General features: G+C 67.2%; 19 protein-coding genes and 2 pseudogenes. 5 read left to right on the top strand and 16 right to left on the bottom strand.

Annotation, left to right across the window (positions count from 1 at the left end; translation table 11 throughout):
* Positions 1 to 67 precede the first annotated feature (67 nt).
* Positions 68 to 1,525, bottom strand: coding sequence for a coniferyl aldehyde dehydrogenase (locus tag G3M62_RS11085; RefSeq protein ID WP_165186993.1), 1,458 nt, complete (start codon positions 1,523 to 1,525; stop codon positions 68 to 70).
* Positions 1,526 to 1,700: 175 nt separating this feature from the next.
* On the opposite strand from G3M62_RS11085, the gene G3M62_RS11080 reads away from it, so the two are divergent.
* Both G3M62_RS11080 and G3M62_RS11075 read left to right on the top strand, forming a co-directional pair.
* A complete protein-coding gene (locus G3M62_RS11080) occupies positions 1,701 to 2,762 on the top strand; it encodes a GGDEF domain-containing protein (RefSeq protein WP_165186991.1) in 1,062 nt (353 codons plus the stop codon).
* Between the two features lie 101 nt (positions 2,763 to 2,863).
* Complete coding sequence (locus G3M62_RS11075; protein ID WP_165186983.1) at positions 2,864 to 3,667, top strand: enoyl-CoA hydratase/isomerase; 804 nt, start codon at positions 2,864 to 2,866, stop codon at positions 3,665 to 3,667.
* Here the strand turns inward: G3M62_RS11075 and G3M62_RS11070 are convergent.
* The gene (locus G3M62_RS11070; protein WP_165186982.1) at positions 3,664 to 4,116 is read right to left on the bottom strand and encodes a type II toxin-antitoxin system RatA family toxin; all 453 of its coding nucleotides are present in this window, start codon (positions 4,114 to 4,116) and stop codon (positions 3,664 to 3,666) included. The genes G3M62_RS11075 and G3M62_RS11070 overlap by 4 nt on opposite strands.
* 5 nt (positions 4,117 to 4,121) lie before the next feature.
* On the bottom strand, positions 4,122 to 5,129 hold the full coding sequence (lipA, locus tag G3M62_RS11065) for a lipoyl synthase (protein WP_165186980.1): 1,008 nt from the start codon (positions 5,127 to 5,129) through the stop codon (positions 4,122 to 4,124).
* 83 nt (positions 5,130 to 5,212) lie between these two features.
* Here lipA and G3M62_RS11060 point away from each other — a divergent pair, with 83 nt between their 5' ends.
* From G3M62_RS11060 to G3M62_RS11050, 3 genes are all read left to right on the top strand, one after another.
* Positions 5,213 to 6,268, top strand: a complete 1,056-nt coding sequence (locus G3M62_RS11060; protein WP_165186978.1) for an alpha/beta fold hydrolase — start codon at positions 5,213 to 5,215, stop codon at positions 6,266 to 6,268.
* Between the two features lie 143 nt (positions 6,269 to 6,411).
* Positions 6,412 to 7,965: an AMP-binding protein gene (locus tag G3M62_RS11055; protein WP_165186977.1), complete on the top strand. Its 1,554-nt coding sequence runs from the start codon at positions 6,412 to 6,414 to the stop codon at positions 7,963 to 7,965.
* A 131-nt stretch (positions 7,966 to 8,096) separates the two neighbouring features.
* Positions 8,097 to 8,492, top strand: a complete 396-nt coding sequence (locus G3M62_RS11050) for a DoxX family protein (RefSeq protein ID WP_165186967.1) — start codon at positions 8,097 to 8,099, stop codon at positions 8,490 to 8,492.
* Positions 8,493 to 8,676: 184 nt separating this feature from the next.
* Here the strand turns inward: G3M62_RS11050 and lpdA are convergent, their stop codons facing one another.
* The 13 genes and pseudogenes from lpdA to secG form a co-directional block, all read right to left on the bottom strand.
* Positions 8,677 to 10,077: a dihydrolipoyl dehydrogenase gene (gene lpdA / locus G3M62_RS11045; RefSeq protein ID WP_165186965.1), complete on the bottom strand. Its 1,401-nt coding sequence runs from the start codon at positions 10,075 to 10,077 to the stop codon at positions 8,677 to 8,679.
* Positions 10,078 to 10,162: 85 nt separating this feature from the next.
* On the bottom strand, positions 10,163 to 10,639 hold the full coding sequence (locus G3M62_RS11040) for a glutathione peroxidase (RefSeq protein WP_165186963.1): 477 nt from the start codon (positions 10,637 to 10,639) through the stop codon (positions 10,163 to 10,165).
* Positions 10,640 to 10,659: 20 nt separating this feature from the next.
* Entirely contained in the window at positions 10,660 to 11,973 is a 1,314-nt protein-coding gene (locus G3M62_RS11035) for a pyruvate dehydrogenase complex dihydrolipoamide acetyltransferase (RefSeq protein ID WP_165186961.1), read from the bottom strand.
* A 12-nt stretch (positions 11,974 to 11,985) separates the two neighbouring features.
* A pseudogene (locus tag G3M62_RS26510) lies at positions 11,986 to 12,069 on the bottom strand (aldehyde-activating protein); the annotation flags it as partial.
* A gap of 78 nt (positions 12,070 to 12,147) precedes the next feature.
* Positions 12,148 to 12,423, bottom strand: a pseudogene (locus tag G3M62_RS27020) (GFA family protein); the annotation flags it as partial.
* 55 nt (positions 12,424 to 12,478) lie between these two features.
* Positions 12,479 to 13,852, bottom strand: a complete 1,374-nt coding sequence (locus G3M62_RS11025) for a pyruvate dehydrogenase complex E1 component subunit beta (RefSeq protein WP_165186960.1) — start codon at positions 13,850 to 13,852, stop codon at positions 12,479 to 12,481.
* Positions 13,849 to 14,880, bottom strand: a complete 1,032-nt coding sequence (pdhA, locus tag G3M62_RS11020; RefSeq protein WP_165186958.1) for a pyruvate dehydrogenase (acetyl-transferring) E1 component subunit alpha — start codon at positions 14,878 to 14,880, stop codon at positions 13,849 to 13,851. Before pdhA ends, G3M62_RS11025 begins: the two co-directional genes overlap by 4 nt.
* Before the next feature lie 163 nt (positions 14,881 to 15,043).
* Positions 15,044 to 15,340 carry an FtsB family cell division protein gene (locus tag G3M62_RS11015; RefSeq protein WP_165186957.1) on the bottom strand — a complete coding sequence of 99 codons (297 nt, stop codon included), beginning with the start codon at positions 15,338 to 15,340 and terminating at the stop codon, positions 15,044 to 15,046.
* Between the two features lie 354 nt (positions 15,341 to 15,694).
* The gene (eno, locus tag G3M62_RS11010; RefSeq protein WP_165186955.1) at positions 15,695 to 16,975 is read right to left on the bottom strand and encodes a phosphopyruvate hydratase; all 1,281 of its coding nucleotides are present in this window, start codon (positions 16,973 to 16,975) and stop codon (positions 15,695 to 15,697) included.
* A 114-nt stretch (positions 16,976 to 17,089) separates the two neighbouring features.
* Entirely contained in the window at positions 17,090 to 18,115 is a 1,026-nt protein-coding gene (locus tag G3M62_RS11005; RefSeq protein WP_165186953.1) for a retroviral-like aspartic protease family protein, read from the bottom strand.
* A 191-nt stretch (positions 18,116 to 18,306) separates the two neighbouring features.
* Positions 18,307 to 18,489 (bottom strand): 50S ribosomal protein L32, encoded by a 183-nt coding sequence (gene rpmF, locus G3M62_RS11000; protein WP_007671126.1) that lies wholly within the window; start codon positions 18,487 to 18,489, stop codon positions 18,307 to 18,309.
* A gap of 116 nt (positions 18,490 to 18,605) precedes the next feature.
* Positions 18,606 to 20,258, bottom strand: coding sequence for a CTP synthase (pyrG, locus tag G3M62_RS10995; protein ID WP_165186951.1), 1,653 nt, complete (start codon positions 20,256 to 20,258; stop codon positions 18,606 to 18,608).
* A 77-nt stretch (positions 20,259 to 20,335) separates the two neighbouring features.
* Positions 20,336 to 20,875, bottom strand: a complete 540-nt coding sequence (secG, locus tag G3M62_RS10990; RefSeq protein WP_165186949.1) for a preprotein translocase subunit SecG — start codon at positions 20,873 to 20,875, stop codon at positions 20,336 to 20,338.
* Between the last annotated feature and the right edge of the window lie 18 nt (positions 20,876 to 20,893).

Below are 20,893 nucleotides of genomic sequence, written 5' to 3'. Positions count from 1 at the left end.
GCGCCTCCCTTCACCGCCTACAACGCAAGCGGAACCATTTGCGATCCAGGCACCGTGACCCGCGCTCCTACCGCTTGATCTGCCCCGCCAGATACTTGCGGATCGCCGCGCCATAGGGCGGACGCAGGGCCAGCATCGGCGCGATGTCCTTCTTCAGCTGATGGAACACCGCCTTCCTGTGGCTGAACTCCAGGAAACCGTCGCGGCCGTGATACGAGCCCATGCCGGCCGGACCGACGCCGCCGAACGGCAGGTCTTCCTGAGCGACATGGAAGACCACGTCATTGACCGTCACCCCGCCGCTGGTCGTGCGGTCCAGCACCATGTCGCGCTCGGCGGTGTCGGTCCCGAACCAGTAGAGCCCCAGCGGCCTATCGCGGCCGTTGATGTAGTCCACCGCCTCCTCGACCTTGCCGTAGGTCTTGACCGGCAGCACCGGACCGAAGATCTCGTCCTGCATCACCGTCATGTCGTCGGTGGGATTGAGGATCAGGGTCGGGGCGATCTTGCGGTGTTCCTGCTGGCTGAGATCCTCGCCGGCCGGATTGATCTCGACGATCGTCGCGCCCTTGGCCCGGGCGTCGTCGACATGCCCCTTGATCCGATCGTAGTGCCGCTGGGCGACCACCGCGGTGTAGTCGGGGTTGTCCTTCAAGGTCGGGAAGGTCTTCGCCACGGCGGCCCTGGCCTCGGCCACGAAGCTGTCGACCTGGTCGGCCGGGGCCAGCACATAGTCGGGCGCCAGGCAGATCTGGCCGGCGTTCAGGGTCTTGCCGTTCATGATCCGGGCCGCCGCCGTGGCCATGTCGACGCCACGCGACAGGATCACCGGGCTCTTGCCGCCCAGCTCCAAGGTGACCGGCACCAGGTTCTCGGCCGCCGCCCGCATCACATGACGCGCCACCGAGGTGGCCCCGGTGAAGACCAGATGGTCGAACGGCAGGCTGGTGAAGGCCTGGCCGACCTCGGGCCCGCCGGTGATCACCGCGATCTCCTCCTCTGAGAAGACCTTGGCGAACATGGTCTTCATCAGTTCGGAGGTGATCGGCGTGAACTCGGACGGCTTGATCATCGCCCGGTTACCGGCCGCCAGAACGCCGGCCAGGGGCGCGAAGGTCAGGTTGACCGGGAAGTTCCACGGGCTGATCACCCCGATCACGCCCTTGGGCTGGAACTGGACCTCGGCCTTGGCGCCGAACAGCCCCAGGATCGCCGGCGTGGTCTTGCGCTTCTCCGGGCGCATCCACTTGGCCAGGTTCTCCTTGGCGTATTTCAACGGTCCGATGGAGCCGGCGATGTCGGTCAGGCCCGTGGCGTCCTTCGACCGCGCGCCGAAATCGGCGTTCAGGGCCTCGGCGATCTCGGCCTGGTGGTCGACCAACAGGCCGATGCAGCGATCAAGCCAGTCAATGCGACGTTCGGCCGTTGGGGCGCCTTGTCGCAGGTGCGCGGCTTTTTGCGCGTCGAGGATTCGCAAAAGCGAGGCTTTGGAGGATTCAAGGTTGAGGTTGGCGGGCGCATTCACGGTCAGGTTCCTCCCAGCGGCCTACAGGCTCATCTTATCATTGTTAACAATGCTTGCGAGGCGAGGAAGAGGCAAGTGAACGTCGTTCGTTCTTAACGGCTCGTTTGAACTCTCTGGTCTAGATTGCGGCTCCAAGCGCGCATCCGGGCGATACGGCGCTGTTGGGGGACTAGAAATGTCGGACGTCGAAACCACGCTGCGCGGCCCTGAGGCCTACAAGATCGCCGGCCGCGCGCTGGGCCTGATGGAGCGCCATCAGGTGTGGCCGACCGCCCTGAACTTCGAGCTGTGGACCCACTTCGTCGCCGATCCTGATGGCGCCCTGGCTCGCGAACTGACCCGCCTGATCTCGCTGGGCGAGCCGCTGACCGAACTGCTCAGCGAAGAGCTGGCCGCGACCTATCTGCCCAAGGCCAAGCTGAACGAACAGATCCGCGACGCCGGCGACCTGCTGAGCAAGGAACTGGAATCGGTTTCCAAGGCCATCCAGAACGCCCAGAAGAGCAACGCCGCCTACGGCAAGACGCTGAACGGCGCGGCCAAGGAGCTCGACTCCTCAGAGGACGTCGGCAAGCTGAAGGCCGTCGTCACCGGCCTGGCCGAAGCCACCCGTCGCGTTCAGAAAGACAACAAGTCGCTGGAGACCCGCCTCGCGGAATCCACCGCCGAGGTCGACCGCCTGCGCGAACACCTGGAACAGGTCCGCCGCGACGCCACCACCGACGGCCTGACCAACCTGGCCAACCGCAAGGCCTTCGACGAAGAGCTCGACCGCGCCTGCTCCGAAGCCGACGAGGCCGGCACCACCATCTGCCTGGCCGTGCTCGACATCGACCATTTCAAGGGCTTCAACGACACCTGGGGTCACCAGACCGGCGACCAGGTCATTCGCTACGTCGCCAGCGTCATCGGCCGCGTCGCCGCCCCGCCCCGCTTCGCCGCCCGCTACGGCGGCGAGGAGTTCGCGATGATCTTCCCCCGGGAGTCGGCCGCCATGGTCGCCGGCACCCTGGAAGAGATCCGCGTCGAGGTGTCGTCACGCATGCTCAAGCGTCGCTCGACCAACGAGGACCTGGGGGCGATCACAATCTCGTCGGGCTTCGCCGAGCGTCGCGCGGGCGAGAACGGCCACTCGGTCATGGAACGCGCCGACGCGGCGCTCTACACCTCCAAGCGCGGCGGCCGCAACCGCGTCACCGCCGCCGAAAGCAAGCCGGACTCGGCCAACGCGGCCTGACTTCCGGCGCGAGATTTCGTCCTCGGATAATTTCTCTGGCGTTCCCCAAGGTTAGTCGCGCCTAGACTCGGGCAAGAGCGACAAAGCCTTGGGAGGACGTCATGACCTACGAGAAGCTCCGGCTCGATGTGGCCGACGGCGTCGCCGTCATCACCCTCGCCGATCCCTCTACTCTCAATGCCGCCAGCCTGGACATGGCTCGCGAACTTAGCCACGCCTTCGCCTCGGTCGCGGCGGGAAGGGTCGAGGCGCGCGCCCTGATCCTGACCGGCGAAGGCCGCGGCTTCTGCTCGGGCGCCAATCTGGCGTCGGGGCGGCCGGAAGACCGCCCGGTCGACGTCGACGGCAAGCCGGACGCCGGCGCGGCCCTGGAAGCCGTCTTCAATCCGCTGGTCAGCCAGTTGCGCGACTTTCCCCTGCCGATCGTCACCGCCGTCAACGGCCCGGCCGCCGGGATCGGCTGCTCGTTCGCCTTGCTGGGCGACATCGTGGTGGCGGCCGAGAGCGCCTATTTCCTGCAGGCGTTCCGGCGCGTCGGCCTCGTGCCCGACGGCGGCTCGACCTATCTGCTGCCCCGGCTGGTCGGCAAGGCCCGGGCGATGGAGATGATGCTGCTGGGCGACAAGATCCCGGCCGCCACGGCCCTGTCCTGGGGCCTGATCAATCGCTGCGTGCCCGACGCCGAGCTGATGGCGACCGCCACGACCATCGCCAAGGAATTGGCCGCCGGTCCCGCCTCCCTGGCGACGATCCGCAAGCTGGTCTGGGACAGCCTCGACGCCGAGTGGGTGGGCCAACTTCACGCCGAACGCCACGCCCAGAAGGCGGCGGGCAAGACCAACGACTTCGTCGAGGGCGTCACCGCCTTCCTCCAGAAGCGTCCGACCGCGTTCAAGGGACGCTAGGACTTGGTCCCGTAGATCGCCTTGGCGCGATCCTCGAAACAGCCGATCAGCGTGTTGGCGGCCCGATCCAGGTTGGCGGCCAGCATGGCGTCGAGCAGCTTCGACTTGAACGCGAAGTCGATGACGAATTCCACAGTCGTTCCCGTCTCGTGCGGCGAGAAGCGCCACTGGTTCGAGAGGCGCTTGAACGGGCCGTAGAGCAGGCTGACATCCACCGTCAGGGCCGCCGCGTCGCGGCGAACGCGGGTGGCGAACTTCTCGCGCAGGAACGAGAACCCGACCTGGGCCTCGGCGTCCACGGTCGAGACCTGGGCGTCCGAGCGCCCATTCCACGTGCGCATGGCCGTGATCCACGGCACGAACTGCGGATAGGCCTCGACGTCGCCGACCAGCGTGAAAAGTTGTTCGGGCGCGTAGGGCAGCACCCGGGTGACGACGTGACGATGCAAAGCGCTTAGCCCGCTTTCGCGTCCAGCGCCCGGCGCGCGGCCTGCAGCTTGGCGAAGTCCTCGCCGGCATGGTGCGACGAGCGGGTCAGCGGGCTGGCCGAGACCATCAGGAAGCCCTTGGCCCGGGCGATCGCCTCATAGGCCTTGAACTCCTCGGGCGTCACGAACCGGTCGATCGGCGCGTGCTTGCGGGTCGGCTGCAGGTACTGGCCGATGGTGATGAAATCGACGCCCGCCGAGCGCATGTCGTCCATCACCTGCATGACCTCTTCCTTGGTCTCGCCCAGACCGACCATCACGCCGGACTTGGTGAACTGGGAAGGATCGCGCTCCTTGACCCGCTCCAGCAGGCGCAGGGAGTTGTAGTAGCGGGCGCCGGGACGGATCTTCAGATAGAGCCGCGGCACGGTTTCCAGATTGTGGTTGAAGACGTCCGGACGGGCGTCGATCAGCACGTTCTCGGCCCGGTCCTTGCGCAGGAAGTCGGGGGTCAGGATCTCGATCGTGGTGCCGGGCGCCGCGGCGCGGATGGCCAGGACCACCTCGGCGAAGTGCTGGGCGCCGCCGTCGGCCAGGTCATCGCGGTCGACCGAGGTGATGACCACGTGCTTGAGGCCCATCTTGGCGACGGCCTCGGCCACGCGCCGCGGCTCGTCGGCGTCCAGCGCGTTGGGCAGTCCGGTCGAGACGTTGCAGAAGGCGCAGGCCCGCGTGCAGATCTCGCCCATGATCATCATGGTCGCGTGCTTCTGGCTCCAGCACTCGCCGATGTTCGGACAGGCCGCTTCCTCGCAGACCGTGGTCAGCTTGTGCTCGCGGACGATGCTCTGGGTTTCGTTGTAGCCGGCCAAGCCGGGCGCGCGGACGCGCAGCCATTCAGGCTTGCGCAGGACCGGCGTATCCGGGCGGTTCTGCTTTTCCGGGTGACGGACGGCGCGTTCATCGGAAGAGCGGGCTTCAGAAGAGCGGGCCTCGGCGGCGCGGGCGTTCAGCGTGTCGATCAGAGTGACCATAACGGCCTAGATCGGCCTTCTTGGCCTCCGGATCAAGCATGCGTTCTTGCATGTGACGCAAAGGCGCGAAATGAGTGCCTGGAATGCGTCGCCGTCTCCCTGTTGTCGCCTGGGCTTGCCTGCTGGCCTTGCCGCTCGTCTCCTGTGGCGACGAGGGCGCCCGCGCGCCCTTCGCCGAGAGCCGGACGCCCCCTTCCCTCGATGTTCGCTTCCAGCCGCCCCCGGGCTGGGCCTGGGGCTATGTGAAGGTCGGCGACGACCTCGTGCAGCGTTATGGCGTCTCCGCGCCCCCTGGCGCGCCCAGGGGCCAGATCCTGATCCTGCCAGGCTACGGAGAGTCGGCGGAGGGCTGGTTCGAGACGGCGCGCGAGCTGAACGACCGGGGCTATGTCGTCTGGATCCTGGAACGCCAGGGCCAGGGCGGGTCCGAGAGGGCTACGCCATGGCGCGACCTGGGCCATGCGGTCAGCTTCGCCCCCGACGTCACGGCGACCAAGGCCATGGTCAAGGCCGTGATCCGGCCTAGTGGGCGCGACCCATTCGTGATCCTTGGTGCGAGCGACGGCGGCCTGGTGGCGCTGCGGGCGATGGAGGAAGGCCTGCGGGCCGACGCCGCGATCCTGTCCTCGCCCAATTTCGACCTCGCCGATCCGCCCCGCGCCAAGGGCGAGCTGATCCGCGTCGCCCGCTGGGCCCGTGGGCTGAAGCTGGGCTTCGTGCGCTATCCAGGGCAGCCGGGCTGGAAGCGCGAAGGCCCGGACGGCTTCGGCGCCAGGCTGACCCACGACAGGGCGCGTGGGAGCGTCCAGCAGGCCTGGGACCTGGCCAATCCGGACCTGCGGATGGGCGCGCCCAGCCTGGCTTGGTACGCGGCCTTCTACGACGCCGTCGACGCGACCGGCCGGGACCTCAAGCGGGTGGATATCCCCGTGGCGATGCTCGACGCCGGTCAGGACGTCAAAGCCCTGCCGGATCCGCAGAGCACGGTCTGCGCCGCCCTACCCCATTGTGTCAAGACTCGCTGGCCCCAAGCCCGCCACGCCCTGCACCTGGAAACAGATTCGGTGCGCGATCCCTGGCTGAAGGCCATCGACGACACCCTGCGGCTCCGCATGATCCATCCGTCGCCCAAGCCTTGAACGACAAGGCCTTGAGCGCATTTTAGAACGACCGGTGCGCTTCCGTGCGCGTAACGGGTGTTTGCAAAGCGACACGCCGTCGCTAGGGTCCCGCTTCAATTAGACGAGGGCGCGACGTCGCGCCTCCGGGAGGTTTCGCCGGCATGCCGGTCGTATTTGACGCCCAAGACGGCCAAAAGGCCCTCTTCGACGCCCTGCTTGACGCCCGCGACAAGTACGGGCCCAAAAAACTGATCCTGGAAGACCAGGACCGCGCTCCGATCAGCTACACCGACCTGGTGCGCGCCAGCTTCGCGCTTGGCCGCAAGATCGCGGCCATGACCAAGCCGGGCGAGCATGTCGGCGTGTTGCTGCCATCCGGCGCCGGCGCGGTGGTGACCTTCTTCGCCTTGCACGCCTTCGGCCGCGTGCCGACCATGCTCAACTTCACGGCCGGCCTGCGCAACCTGCGCGCCGCCTGCGAGCTGGCCGGGGTCAAGCGCGTGCTGACCGCCCACAAGTTCATCGAGCTGGGCAAGCTGCACGACATCGTCGACGCCCTCGAGGCCAAGGCGACGATCACCTATCTTGAGGACGTGCGCGCCACGATCGGCATCGCCGACAAGCTGTTCGCCGCCGCGGCCGGGATCTTCCCGCGTCAGTTCCGCGCCAGCGCCAAGCCGTCGGATCCGGGCGTGGTGCTGTTCACCTCGGGCAGCTTCGGCGCGCCGCGCGGCGTGGTGCTGAGCCAGGCCAACCTGGTGTCGAACGCGATGCAGATCGCCGCCCACATCGCGCTGGACCCGGCCTGGGTGTTCTTCAATCCGCTGCCGGTGTTCCACTGCTTCGGCCTGACCGGCGGGGTGATCCTGCCGCTGCTGACCGGCATGAAGGCCTTCCAGTATCCTTCGCCGCTGCACACCAAGCAGATCCCGGCCTTGCTGAAGGACGCCAAGGCCTCGGTGCTGCTGGCCACCGACACCTTCGTCAACCAGTACGCCCGGGCCTCGGAGAGCGACGAGCTCAGCGGTCTGAAGTTCATCGTCTGCGGCGCTGAAAAGGTTCGGGAAGAGACCCATAACCTCATCAACGAGAAGTTCGGAAACGTGCCGGTGCTGGAGGGCTATGGCGCGACCGAGGCTTCGCCGGTGATCGCGGTCAACAAGCCCGACGACAACCGCCGCGGCACGGTCGGCGGTCTGCTGCCCGGCCAGGAGTGGAAGGTCGAGCCGGTCGAGGGCATCGCCGAGGGCGGTCGCCTGCTGGTGCGCGGGCCCAACATCATGTCCGGCTATCTTCGCGAGGACGGCGGCGTCGACGCCCCCGAGGGCGGCTGGCACGACACCGGCGATGTGGTCACCGTCACCGACGACCTGTGGATCACCATCAAGGGCCGGGTGAAGCGCTTCGCCAAGATCGGCGGCGAGATGGTCTCGCTGACCGCCGCCGAGGACCTGGCCAGCGCCGTCTGGCCCGACGGCCGCCACGCGGTGATCTCGATGCCCGACAAGAAGAAGGGCGAGAAGCTCGTCCTGATCACCGACTGCCAGAGCGCCGCCGTGACGTCGCTGGTCGCCCACGCCCAGAGCGTCGGCGCGCCGGAGTTGGCGGTCCCGCGCAAGATCCTCAAGGTCCAGGAAGTGCCCGTGCTGGGCAGCGGCAAGACCGATTATGTCGCCATCCAGCGGATGGCCGACCAGGACGCCAAGGCGGCGTGATCCTGGATCGGGGACAGGCGCATGCGCCTGTCCCCGTCCGGTCCATGGTCCAGACCTTCAGTGCAGTGCGCGTTCCGGGCGACGGCTTTGCGTGTCGCGCGTTATCGACAAACATCAGAGGGGAAACCGACTTGGAACGACTGAATGTGTGGGCGCCGCGCGTGCTCAGCCTGCTGCGGATCATCGCCGCCCTGCTCTTCATGGAACACGGCCTGATGAAGGCGTTCCATTTCCCAGCCGCCCAGCACGGCGCGCCGGATCCGCTGCCGCCGATGCTGGTGGCCGCCGCCTGGCTGGAGATCATCGGCGGCGCGCTTCTGGTGCTGGGCCTGTTCACCCGCCCGGTCGCCTTCGTCCTGTCGGGCCAGATGGCCGTGGCCTATTTCCTGGCCCACTTCCCGCAAGGCTTCTGGCCCGCCCTGAATGGTGGCGAGGGCGCGATCCTGTTCAGCTTCATCTTCCTCTACCTGGTCTTCGCCGGCCCAGGTGAGTGGAGCCTCGACGCCCAGGTGCGCAAGCGGCCGTAACCGACGATCCCTCTCCCCTTGCGGGAGAGGGCGGCCCCACGGAGTGGGGTCGGGTGAGGGGTCGAAGAACGACAAAGCCGCGCCCAGTCGAAAGACCGGGCGCGGCTTTTGCTTTTGGGAGACCCCTCATCCGTCAGCCTTCGGCCGACACCTTCTCCCGCAAGAGGAGAAGGATCAGATCACTCTAGATGTGCAGGACGCGGCCGTAGGCGTCGAGGGCGGCCTCGTGCATGGCTTCCGACATGGTCGGGTGCGCGTAGACGATGCCGTGCAGGTCTTCCTCGGTGGCTTCCAGGGTGATGGCGGTGACGAAGCCCTGGATCATCTCGGTGACCTCGTGGCCGATCATGTGGGCGCCGATCAGGGCGCCGGTCTTGCCGTCGAACACCGTCTTGACGAAGCCCTCGGTCTCGCCCGCCGCCACGGCCTTGCCATTGACCTTGAACGGGAACCGGCCGGCCTTGACCTCGATGCCGGCGGCCTTGGCCGCGGCTTCGGTCAGGCCCACCGAGGCGACCTGCGGGTTGGCGTAGGTGCAGCCCGGGATCGGCGAGTGGACGGCGGGAGTCTTATAGCCGGCGATGTGCTCGGCCGCGTGGATGCCCTCGTGGCTGGCCTTGTGGGCGAGCCAGGGCGGGCCGGCGGCGTCGCCGATGGCGTAGAGGCCGGGGACGTTGGTCTCACCGTGCTTGCCGGTGACGACGTGGCCACGATCCAGGTTCAGGCCGATGACGTCCAGGCCCTCGGTGTTCGGGGCGATGCCGACGGCGACGATGCACTTCTCGGCGGTCAGGACCTCGGCCTTGCCGCCGGCCTCGATGGCGACCGAGACGCCGTCCTTGGTCTTCTCGACCTTGGTCACCTTGGCGCCGACGCGGAAGGTGATGCCGCGCTTCTCGAAGGCCTTCTGGGCGGCCTTGGAGACCTCGGCGTCCTCGACCGGCATGATGCGGTCGACGGCCTCTACGACGGTCACCTCGGCGCCCAGGGCGCGGTAGAAGCTGGCGAACTCGATGCCGATGGCGCCCGAGCCGATGACGACCAGCGATTTCGGCATGGCCTTGGGGGCCAGGGCGTCACGATAGGTCCAGATCTTGTCGCCGTCCGAGACCGCGCCGATGGCCGGGATGTCGCGAGCCCGGGCGCCGCTGGCCAGGATCACGGTCTTGGCCTGGATCGTGCGGCTGCCGCCGGCCTTCAGGGCCACGACGACCTTCGGCGAGGGAACGCCCTTCTCGAGCTTGGCCTCGCCCTCGACGACCTCGATCTTGTGCTTCTTCATCAGGAAGGCGATGCCCGACGACATCTGCTTGGCCACGCCGCGCGAGCGCTCGATGATCTTGCCGAAGTCGAACGAGGCCTTCTCGACCGACAGGCCGTAGCCGCCCAGGTGCGACAGCTGCTCGTAGATCTCGCCGGACTTCAGCAGCGCCTTGGTCGGGATGCAGCCCCAGTTGAGGCAGATGCCGCCCAGGTTCTCGCGCTCGATGATCGCCGTCTTCAGGCCCAGCTGGCTGGCGCGGATCGCGGCCACATAACCGCCGGGGCCGGCCCCGATGACGACGACGTCGAATTCCGTGGACATGGTCTTCTTACCCTAGGTTTGACGCCTTCGGGGGGAGCCGGCGGGCGTCGGTCGATCGGCCCGCGGGCCGGTCCAGGAGAGTTTTTTACAGCAGCGCCTCGACGGCGAGCTTGAGGTCTTCAGGCTTGGTGGTGGGCGCGAAACGCTCGACCACCTTGCCGTCGCGGCTGATCAGGAACTTGGTGAAGTTCCACTTGATGCCTTCGGTGCCCAGCAAGCCCTTCTGCTCGTGCTTCAGATAGGCGTAGAGCGGATGGGTCTGGGGGCCGTTGACGTCGATCTTGGCCAGGACCGGGAAGGTCACGTCGTAGGTCAGCGAGCAGAAGTTCGCGATCTCCTCCGCGTTCCCGGGCTCCTGGGCCCCGAACTGGTTGCAGGGGAAGGCCAGGATCGTGAGACCCTTGTCCTTGTACGCCCGGTACAGCGCCTCCAGCCCCTCGTATTGCGGGGTGAAGCCGCACTTGCTGGCCGTGTTGACGATCAGCAGCACCTGGCCACGGTAGTCGGCCAGGTTCACGTCCTGGCCGTCCAGCGTCTTGGCGGCGTAGTCGTAGACGGACATCCCTGCCCCTCCCCTTCGATTTAGACGATCAGGGTCAGCGGCTCTTCGATCAGCGGCTTGAAGGCGGCCAGGAACTTGGCCCCGATCGCGCCGTCGACCACGCGGTGGTCGCAGGTCAGGGTGACGGTCATCACCGTGGCCACGGCCAGCTGGCCGTCCTTGACCACCGGGCGCTGCTCGCCGGCCCCGACGCTCATGATCGCGCCCTGCGGCTGGTTGATGATCGAGGCGAAGGCCTTGATCCCGAACATGCCGAGGTTGGAGATCGAGAAGGTGCCGCCTTGGAATTCCTCGGGCTTCAGCTTCTTGGCCTTGGCGCGGGCGGCCAGGTCCTTCATCTCGGTCGAGATCTGGGCCAGGCCCTTGGTCTCGGCCGCGCGGATGATCGGGGTGATCAGGCCGCCGTCGATGGCCACGGCCACCGCGATGTCGGCGTTCTTGTGCAGGGCGATGCCCTCGGGCGAGTAGGAGGCGTTGGCCTCCGGCACGCGCTTGAGCGCCACGGCCACGGCCTTGATGATGATGTCGTTGACCGACACCTTCACGCCCTGGCCTTCCAGCAGGTGATTGATCTTGGCGCGCGCGGCCAGCAGCGAGTCGATCTCCAGGTCGATCGTCAGCGGGAAGTGCGGCACGTCGCGGAAGCTGTCGGTCAGGCGACGCGCGATGGTCTTGCGCATCATGTCCAGCGGCGTCAGGTCGTAGGAGCCCGGCGGGATGCCCATTTGCTCCAGCGTCGGGCTGGTGCGCGCGCCGCCGGCGGCGGCCGGAGCAGCGGCGGCGGAAGCCGGCGCGACGGCCGGCTTCGGCGCGGCGGCGGCCGGAGCGCCCTTGCCGGCGGCTTCGACGTCGGCCTTGACCACGCGGCCGTGCGGGCCGGTGCCGGCGATCGACTTCAGGTCCAGGTTCGAGGCCGAGGCCAGGCGACGGGCCAGCGGCGAGGCGAACACGCGATCGCCGGCCGGAGCGGCGGCGGGCGCGGCGACCGGAGCAGCAGCAGCGGCGGGCGCGGCCGGAGCCGGGGTTGGCGCGGCGGCCTTGGGCGCCTCGGCGGGCGCGGCCGGCTTGGCCGGCGGCGGCGCGGGGCTCTCGCCCTCGCCGGCCAGCTTGGCGATCTGGGCGTTGACCTTGACGTTCTCGGTGCCGGCCGGAACCAGGATGGCCTCGACCACGCCTTCATCGACGGCTTCGACTTCCATCGTCGCCTTGTCGGTCTCGATCTCGGCGATCACGTCGCCGGCCTTGACGGTGTCACCCACCTTGACGTGCCACTTGGCGAGGGTCCCCTCCTCCATGGTGGGCGACAGGGCGGGCATCAGGATGTCGATCGACATTGAGCTTCTTCCTCAAGCGTTCGGGACGGCTTCGACCAGAACGGTCGGCGTCCAGCGAGCCTTGCGACGGGCAAGGCGTTGTTCGTCCGTTTCGTCGTGGCTGTCCAGCCGTTCGGGCTCGCGATCGGCGAAACCCGGCAGGTCGGTCCCTACGACGTTGAGGGTGGCGTAGGCCAGACCCTCGTCCTCAATCATCGCCGCCACGTAGACGGCGCATTCCCGGCAGATCAGGAAGTCCACCCCGCGCCGCGCGAACCGGTAACGCATCAGCGATCCCGGCGCGGCGGTGATGTGCAGGCGGCTGCCCGGATCGCTGGTGGTCCGCGATCCGTGCCGACGGCAGAACGAGCACTGGCAGGCCCTCAGGGCCAGCTCGGCCACCGGCTTGCCGGGGTCGAGCTGCACATGCACCGCGCCGCAGTGGCAGGAGCCGTTGAGGGTCTGGGTCATGAGGGCCTCCCTGCCCGCTCGCACAGGCCAGAGCCTAGAGGAGCGGGCCGGGCGATCACCGGTAGCAGACCGCCTTGGCCGCCGTCACGATCTTGGGGACCGACGGCAGCGACAGGGCTTCCAGGTTCGCCGCGTAGGGCAGCGGCACGTCCTCCTGGTGCACCCGCAGCGGCGGGGCGTCCAGGTAGTCGAAGCCGAACTCGGTGATCCGGGCGACGATCTCGGCGCCGACGCCCATCGGGCCCCAGCCTTCCTCGACCGTGACCAGGCGGTTGGTCTTCTTGACGCTTTCCAGCACGGTGGCGTGGTCCAGCGGACGGATCGTGCGCAGGTCGACGACCTCGGCCGAGATGCCTTCCTTGGCCAGTTCCTCGGCCGCCTGCAGGGCGAAGCCCACCATGCGGCTATAGGCCACCAGGGTGACGTCCGAGCCTTCGCGACGGACCTTGGCCTTGCCGATCGGCACGACCCAGTCCTCGACGTCCGGAATGTCGAACTCGTGGCCGTACATCATCTCGTGTTCGAGGAAGACGATCGGGTTCGGGTCGCGGATGGCGGCCTTCATCAGGCCCTTGGCGTCGGCCGCGTCGTACGGCGCGATGACCTTCAGGCCGGGGATGTTGCCGTACCAGGCCGCGTAGTCCTGGCTGTGCTGGGCGCCGACCCGCGAGGCCGCGCCGTTGGGGCCACGGAACACGATCGACGACTTGATCTGGCCGCCCGACATGTACAGCGTCTTGGCGGCCGAGTTGATGATCTGGTCGATCGCCTGCATGGCGAAGTTCCAGGTCATGAACTCGACGATCGGCTTCAGGCCGGCCATGGCGGCGCCGACGCCGAGACCGGCGAAGCCGTGCTCGGTGATCGGGGTGTCGATGACGCGCTTGTCGCCGAACTCCTGCAGCAGGTCGCGGCTGACCTTGTAGGCGCCCTGGTACTGGGCGACTTCCTCGCCCATCAGGAAGACCTTGTCGTCGCGGCGCATCTCTTCGGCCATGGCGTCGCGCAGGGCGTCGCGGACCGTGATCTTCTTCAGCGGCGTGCCGGCCGGGATTTCCGGATCGGCGAAGGTCGAGGCGGCCGAGATCGGCGCTGCGGCCGGAGCCGCGGCGGCGACCGGCGCGGGCGCCGGGGCGGCTTCAGCGACGGGCGCGGCGGCCGGAGCGGCAGGAGCCGGCGAAGCGGCTTCGCCCTCGCCCTTCAGCCTGGCGATCAAGGTGTTGACCTTGACGTTCTCCGAGCCGGCCGGAACCAGGATCTCTTCGATCACGCCTTCATCGACGGCTTCGACTTCCATCGTCGCCTTGTCGGTCTCGATCTCGGCGATCACGTCGCCGGCCTTGACGGTGTCGCCGACCTTGACCACCCATTTGGCCAGGGTGCCCTCTTCCATCGTCGGGGACAGGGCGGGCATCAGGATGTCCGTCACTGGGCGGCCTCCAGGTATACGTCGGTGTACAGTTCGGAAGGATCGGGCTCGGGGCTGGTGCGGGCGAATTCGGCCGCCTCGGCCACGATGCGCTTCACCTCGGCGTCGACGACCTTCAGGTCGTCCTCGGTGACGCCGGCCTTGGCCAGGCGTTCCTTCAGGTGGTCGATCGGGTCGCGCGTCTGCTTGACGTTATCGACCTCGTCCTTGGTGCGGTACTTGGCCGGGTCCGACATCGAGTGGCCGCGATAGCGATAGGTCTTCATCTCGAGGATGAACGGACCCTGGCCGCTACGGGCGTGCTCGGCGGCGCGGGCGCCGGCTTCGGCGACGGCCGTCACGTCCATGCCGTCGACTTCCTCGCCCGGAATCCGGAACGAGACGCCGCGCTTGTGGAAGGCGGTTTCCGACGCCGAACGCTCGACGCTGGTGCCCATGGCGTACTGGTTGTTCTCGATCACGTACACGACCGGCAGCTTCCACAGCTGGGCCATGTTGAAGCTTTCGTAGACCTGGCCCTGGTTGGCCGCGCCGTCGCCGAAATAGGCGAAGGCGACGTTGCCGTTGCCGCGATAGTGGTTGTTCAGCGCCAAGCCGGTGCCGAGCGACACCTGGGCGCCGACGATGCCGTGACCGCCGTAGAAGCCCGTCTCGACGTCGAACATGTGCATCGAGCCGCCCTTGCCGTGCGAGGACCCGCCCGCGCGGCCAGTCAGCTCGGCCATGACTTCCTTCGGATCCATGCCGGCGGCCAGCATGTGGCCGTGGTCACGGTAGCCGGTAATGATCTGGTCGCCCTTGACCTTGATCGACTGCATGCCGACGGCGATGGCTTCCTGACCGATATACAGGTGGCAGAAGCCGCCGATCAGGCCCATGCCGTACAGCTGGCCGGCGCGCTCTTCGAAGCGGCGGATCAGCAGCATGTCCTGGTAGAATTTCAGAAGCTCGTCCTTGCCGACGAAGGCGTTGACACCGGTGGCATCGGCCTTCCCCGCGGGGGCTTCACCCTTGCGCGTACGCGCCATTCAACTCTCCCTGGCCAATCTTCATCGCGGCCTACTCCTGGACGCCCACCGACCGAATGAACCTTCGGTTCCGCGTAGATGGGGATCCTTTGTCGAACCCGAAACGGGTCAGGAACACCTGATCCGCCGGCAGAGCCGAGGACTTAGGATCTGTCACCAACGCTTAGCGCGGGGTGCGGATCACATAGTCCTTGGGGTCGGTGTATCCCAGGAGCGAACGCGCGCGTTCTTCCAGGAGGTCCGCCGACAGACTGCCGCTGCGTAATAGACGAGCACGGGCCTCCAGGTCCATCCTTTCGGCACGGATCTTCTTCAACTCCAGCGTCTTGGCGGCAAGATCTGCGTTGCGCTGCGACGTCGACAACAGGCCCCGTTCACCCGTCAGGGCGTGAAACACGAAGTAAGTGATCAACAGGAGGAGCGCCGCGGTCGGCAGGAAGGGTTGCAGTCGGGCGAACATCAGCGATTCCCAGGAGGGGAAGTTTACCCTGCCCGATCAGGCTTAACGCCTTACTAAACGGGGGGTTTGGACGGGTCGGGTCAAGATCTCGAAAGCAGCCCCCTAACGCTTTCATTTGAGATGGTTTCAAGGGCATCTAAATACCGCGTCGCAGCATCTGAAACCGCGTTCGGCGACGTTTTCTGCGGCAGTGCGGCGCACACCCATTTTCGCTTTTAGAAAAATTGTTGGTGAACTTTGGCGCCCGGCGCCTCGCAAACGGGCGATCAGGGCCGCCACCCCCAGAATCGTAACGCTTGAAACGAAAAAGGGCGGCGCTGGAGGCGCCGCCCTTCGTCGTCGTGTCGATCGGATCTAGCGACCCTTGAGCACCGCGCGGCCGGCATAGACGGCCTGGTCGTCGAGGGCTTCCTCGATGCGCAGCAGTTGGTTGTACTTGGCCAGCCGGTCCGAACGGGCCAGCGAGCCAGTCTTGATCTGACCGCAGTTCAGGGCGACGGCCAGGTCGGCGATCGTGCTGTCCTCGGTCTCGCCCGAGCGGTGGCTCATCACGCTGGTGTAGGCGTTGCGGTGGGCCAGATCGACGGCGTCGATGGTTTCCGAAAGCGTGCCGATCTGGTTGACCTTGATCAGGATCGAATTGGCCAGGCCCTTGTCCAGGCCGATCTGTAGGCGCTTGGGATTGGTCACGAACAGGTCGTCGCCCACCAGCTGGACCTTCTTGCCCAGCTTGTCGGTCAGCAGCTTCCAGCCTTCGAAATCGTCTTCCGACATGCCGTCTTCGATCGACAGGATCGGGAACTTGTCGGCCAGGTTGGCCAGGTAGTCGACCATCTGGGCCGGGTCCAGGCTCTTGCCTTCGCCCTCCAGCTCGTACTTGCCGTTCTTGAAGAACTCGGTGGCAGCGACGTCCAGGCCCAGGACGAAGTCCTCGCCCGACTTGTAGCCGGCCGCCTCCCCCGCCTTGACGATGAAGGCCAGGGCGTCTTCGGCCGAGCCGAGGTTGGGAGCAAAGCCGCCCTCGTCGCCGACGTTGGTGTTGTGGCCAGCGTCCTTTAGGGCCTTCTTCAGGCCGTGGAAGATCTCCGCACCCATGCGCAAGGCTTCGGCGAAGGTCGGGGCGCCGGTCGGCAGGATCATGAATTCCTGGATGTCGATCGGGTTGTCGGCGTGGGCGCCGCCGTTGATGATGTTCATCATCGGCACCGGCAGGACGCGAGCCGAGACGCCGCCGACGTACTTGTACAGCGGCAGGCCGGCCGACTCGGCGGCGGCCTTGGCGGTGGCCAGCGAGACGCCGAGGATGGCGTTGGCGCCCAGGCGGCTCTTGTTGGGCGTGCCGTCCAGCTCGATCATCAGGTTGTCGATGCGGCGCTGGTCTTCGGCGTCGACGCCCGACAGCGCGTCGAACAGCTCGTTGTTGACCGCGTCGACGGCCGACTTCACGCCCTTGCCGCCGTAGCGCGACTTGTCGCCGTCGCGCTTTTCGACCGCTTCGTGCGCGCCCGTCGAGGCGCCCGACGGCACCGCGGCGCGACCAAAGGCGCCGTCTTCCAGGACGACATCGACCTCGACCGTCGGATTGCCGCGGCTGTCCAGGATTTCGCGGGCGATGATGTCGACGATCTCGGTCATGGGAGCTCCCCTTTCAAAAGGCGCTTCCCCTTAGCGGCGCGGGCCGTGAACCGCAACCGGCGCTGGCGGGATCGTCGGAACGAGCGTTCGGCGCGCCCGCCGCTCAAGCTTGGGTCAGGCCTCCAGGATCGGCGGCGCCCAGCCCTTGCCCAGGCGGAACTTCACCCTGTCCGAACCGAAGTCCAGCTCGACCCGGGCGAACATCTTCAGCACGTCGACGCCCAGCAGCACGGCGGGACGGCTGTTGAGGTTCCAGATGTCGAAGATGTGCAGGTCGGCCAGCACCAGCGGCAGGTTGCTCATCCGCAGGGCCCCCAGCTCGATCGAGCGGACGATCCGCAGCTCTCCCACGGTCGCCTCGCCCGCCGCGCCGATCAGCCGGACGGCCATGGCCGGCTCGGGCCTGCGGCGCACCCGCAGCTTGATCGCCTCGGCCAGGGCCATGTTGCCCATGCTGGCGCCGGAGCCGGAGTCGATGAAGGCCACGCACCGCACGCCGCTGACCCGGGCGTTGGCGATCGCCAGCCGGCCGAAGCGGGCGTCGGCGATCACCGAGACCTCGCGGACGCCGGGATAGGCGGCCGTCAGAGGCGTGCTGCGCCGGACCTCCAGCCGCTTGCGGCGGAAATCCATGATGACGTTGCGATTGTCGAGCATGTCGACGCCCAGCAGGCCGTCCACGCCCAGGCGCTCGGGCGCCAGCACCGGCAGTTCGGCGTCCTTGAGGCGCGAATCGCCGGCCAGCATCAGCGGCACCTTGGCCGTGGGGGTCAGGGCCGAGCCGCCGACCCCGTGCAGCATCACGTCCGGACCGCGCTCCAGGCCCAGCTGCGCCGCCAGAGTCGTCGACAGCGCGCTGCGATCGGCGCCGGTGTCGACGACGAAGGCGAAGGGCCCCTGCCCGCTGATGAACACCTCGACCGTCATGCGGTCGGTGGCGTCCAGGGCGGTGTCGAGGAAGACCGGCGGCGGTTCGGCCTCGGCCGGAACGGGTGCGATCGGTGGCGGCGGCGCGATCTGGGGCGGAGTCTGGAGCGAGGCCGGCTGCAGCAGCGGCGTGGGCGTCGTGGATCGAGCCCAGGCCTGCTCGGCCATCAGCGACAATCCCAGTCCCGCCGTTAGGTTTCGGCGTGTGAGCATGGGCGGATCTCCCTGCCGTCAGGATAACACGGTTCTTCGACGCAATTGTCGAAAACCGTGTCCAGCAAGCATGGGAGCCGTCGCGCGGCTTGGGGAAAGCTGCGCCGAAAAGCGAAAAGGCGGCGGTCCGGGGACCGCCGCCTTTCAGGCTTTCGTCTTGTCGCCCGGCAAGAGCCGAGCGAACCGAAGGACTAGTCTTCCTTCGGGGTCAGGATCTGCTTGCCGTTGTACAGACCGGTCTTCAGGTCGACGTGGTGCGGACGGCGCAGTTCGCCCGAGTCCTTGTCTTCCACGAAGGAGTTGGCGCCCAGGGCGTGGTGCGACCGGCGCATGTTCCGGCGAGAAGGCGAAGTTTTTCTTTTAGGAACGGCCATCGAAGTGACTCTGCTCGCTGAGCGTGAAAATCGGAAGCGGCGACTCGGGCAATGCCCAGGCCGCCGCGTGAGGGCGCGCTTATGCCCGAATCTCTTCGGGGATGCAACCGCGCTTGTTAAACCAGTCGTCCCTGCTCTTTCGCGGCCGCGATGAAGCTGGCGAACAAGGGGTGCGGAGCGAACGGCCGGCTCTTCAGTTCGGGGTGATATTGCACCCCGATGAACCACGGATGGTCCTCGCGCTCGACGATCTCGGGCAGCACGCCGTTGGGCGAGCGTCCCGTCAGTTTCAGGCCGGCGTCCTCCATCAGGTGGGCGTAGCCGATATTGACCTCGTAGCGGTGGCGGTGACGCTCGCTGATGTCGGTGGTCCCGTAGATCTCGGCGACCTTGCTGCCGGCCGTCAGGACGGCCTCGTAGGCCCCCAGGCGCATGGTGCCGCCCAGATCGTCGTTGCTGCGCCGCTGGACGGTCTCGTTGCCCTTGATCCACTCGGTCATGATGCCGACCACGGGACGCTCGGTGGGACCGAACTCGCTGGACGAGGCGTCCTTGATGCCGGCCACGTTCCGCAGGGTCTCGATGACCGCCATCTGCATGCCGAAACAGATGCCGAAGTACGGCACCTTGCGTTCGCGGGCGAACTGGGCGGCGCGGATCTTGCCCTCCGCGCCCCGCTCGCCGAAGCCGCCGGGCACCATGATGGCGTGGGCGTTCTCCAGGCGGGCCGCGGCCGCGCCGGGATCGCCCTCGAAGGTCTCGCTCTCGACCCAGTCCAGGTTGACCTTGACCTTGTTGGCCAGGCCGCCGTGGTGCAGGGCCTCGATCAGCGACTTATAGGCGTCCTTCAGGACGGTGTATTTGCCGACCACGGCGATGGTCACTTCGCCGTCGGGATGCTGGACGGTGTTGTCGATGGCTTCCCAGCGCGACAGGTCCGGCTTGGGCGCGTCGCTCATGCCGAACACGTCCAGCACCTCGGCGTCCAGGCCTTCCTTGTGGTAGTCGATCGGCACCGCGTAGATCGAGGCGCTGTCCATGGCCTGGATCACGGCGCTGGGCCGCACGTTGCAGAACTGGGCGATCTTGCGCTTTTCCTCGACCGGGATCTCCTGCTCGCAGCGGCACAGCAGGATGTCCGGCTGGATGCCGATCGAGCGCAGCTCCTTGACCGAGTGTTGGGTCGGCTTGGTCTTCATCTCGCCGGCCGTCTTGATGAACGGCAGCAAGGTCAGGTGCACGTAGCAGCTCTGGCCGCGCGGCAGGTCCTGGCGCAGCTGGCGGATGGCCTCGAAGAACGGCAGGCCCTCGATGTCGCCCACCGTGCCGCCGATCTCGACCAGCACGAAGTCGACCTGCTTCTCGCCCGACTCGTCCAGGGCCGGCGACAGGACGAAGTCCTTGATCTCGTTGGTGACGTGCGGAATCACCTGGACGGTCGCGCCCAGATAGTCGCCGCGGCGTTCCTTCTCGATGATCGTCTTGTAGATCTGGCCGGTGGTGATGTTGTCGGCCTTGGTGGCCGACACGCCGGTGAAGCGCTCGTAATGGCCCAGGTCCAGGTCCGTCTCCGCCCCGTCGTCGGTCACGAAGACCTCGCCGTGCTGATACGGGGACATCGTGCCCGGATCGACGTTGAGATAGGGATCGAGCTTACGAAGGCGAACCTTGTAGCCGCGAGCCTGCAGGAGCGCTCCAAGCGCTGCGGAGGCGAGGCCTTTTCCCAATGAGGAAACCACGCCGCCGGTGATGAAAATGTACCGGGTCATGGGCGATCAGATTAGCCGCGATTCGGGGCGAGCGGCGAAAAGACCGCCGTTCATCAACAGTAAAATGCCGCCGGCCCTTACTGGGCCGGCTTTTGGTCGGTCGGAGCCGGAGCGTTGATCACCGGAACCGGCGCGGCGGCGGGCGCCTTGACCGGAGCCTTGGCGGCCGGCTTCGGGGCCGAGACGGTCGGGGTGGGCGCGCTGATCGTCGGGGTCGGAGCCTCGATGGCGGCCGGGGCGCCCGTCACTGAAGAACCAGTGGCCGGAGCCGGCGCGGGAACGGTCGTGGTCGGCGCCGGGGCGGTCGGACCGGCCGGCAGCGGCGCGGCGTTCAGGGTCTTGCTGTCCAGGCCGTCCAGCTTCAGGCGGTCGACCACCGAATTGCTGGCGCCCTGGCGGCCCGTCAGGATGGTCAGGGCCAGGCTGATGATCAGGAAGACCGAGAACAGGATCCAGGTCGTGCGGGTCAGCAGGTCGCCGGCGCCGCGCGCGGTCATGAAACCGCCGCCGCCACCGCCCATGCCTAGGGCGCCGCCTTCGGAACGCTGCATCAGCACCACGCCGATCAGGGCGATGCAAACGATGATGTTGATGGTCAGCAGAACGCCGATGAGCATGTCTAAATCGATCTCGAT

It is taken from the genome of Caulobacter soli (assembly GCF_011045195.1).
GTDB lineage: Bacteria > Pseudomonadota > Alphaproteobacteria > Caulobacterales > Caulobacteraceae > Caulobacter > Caulobacter soli.
Note: the sequence above shows the minus strand (reverse complement) of the source record. Positions and strands in the feature narration are given on the sequence as shown.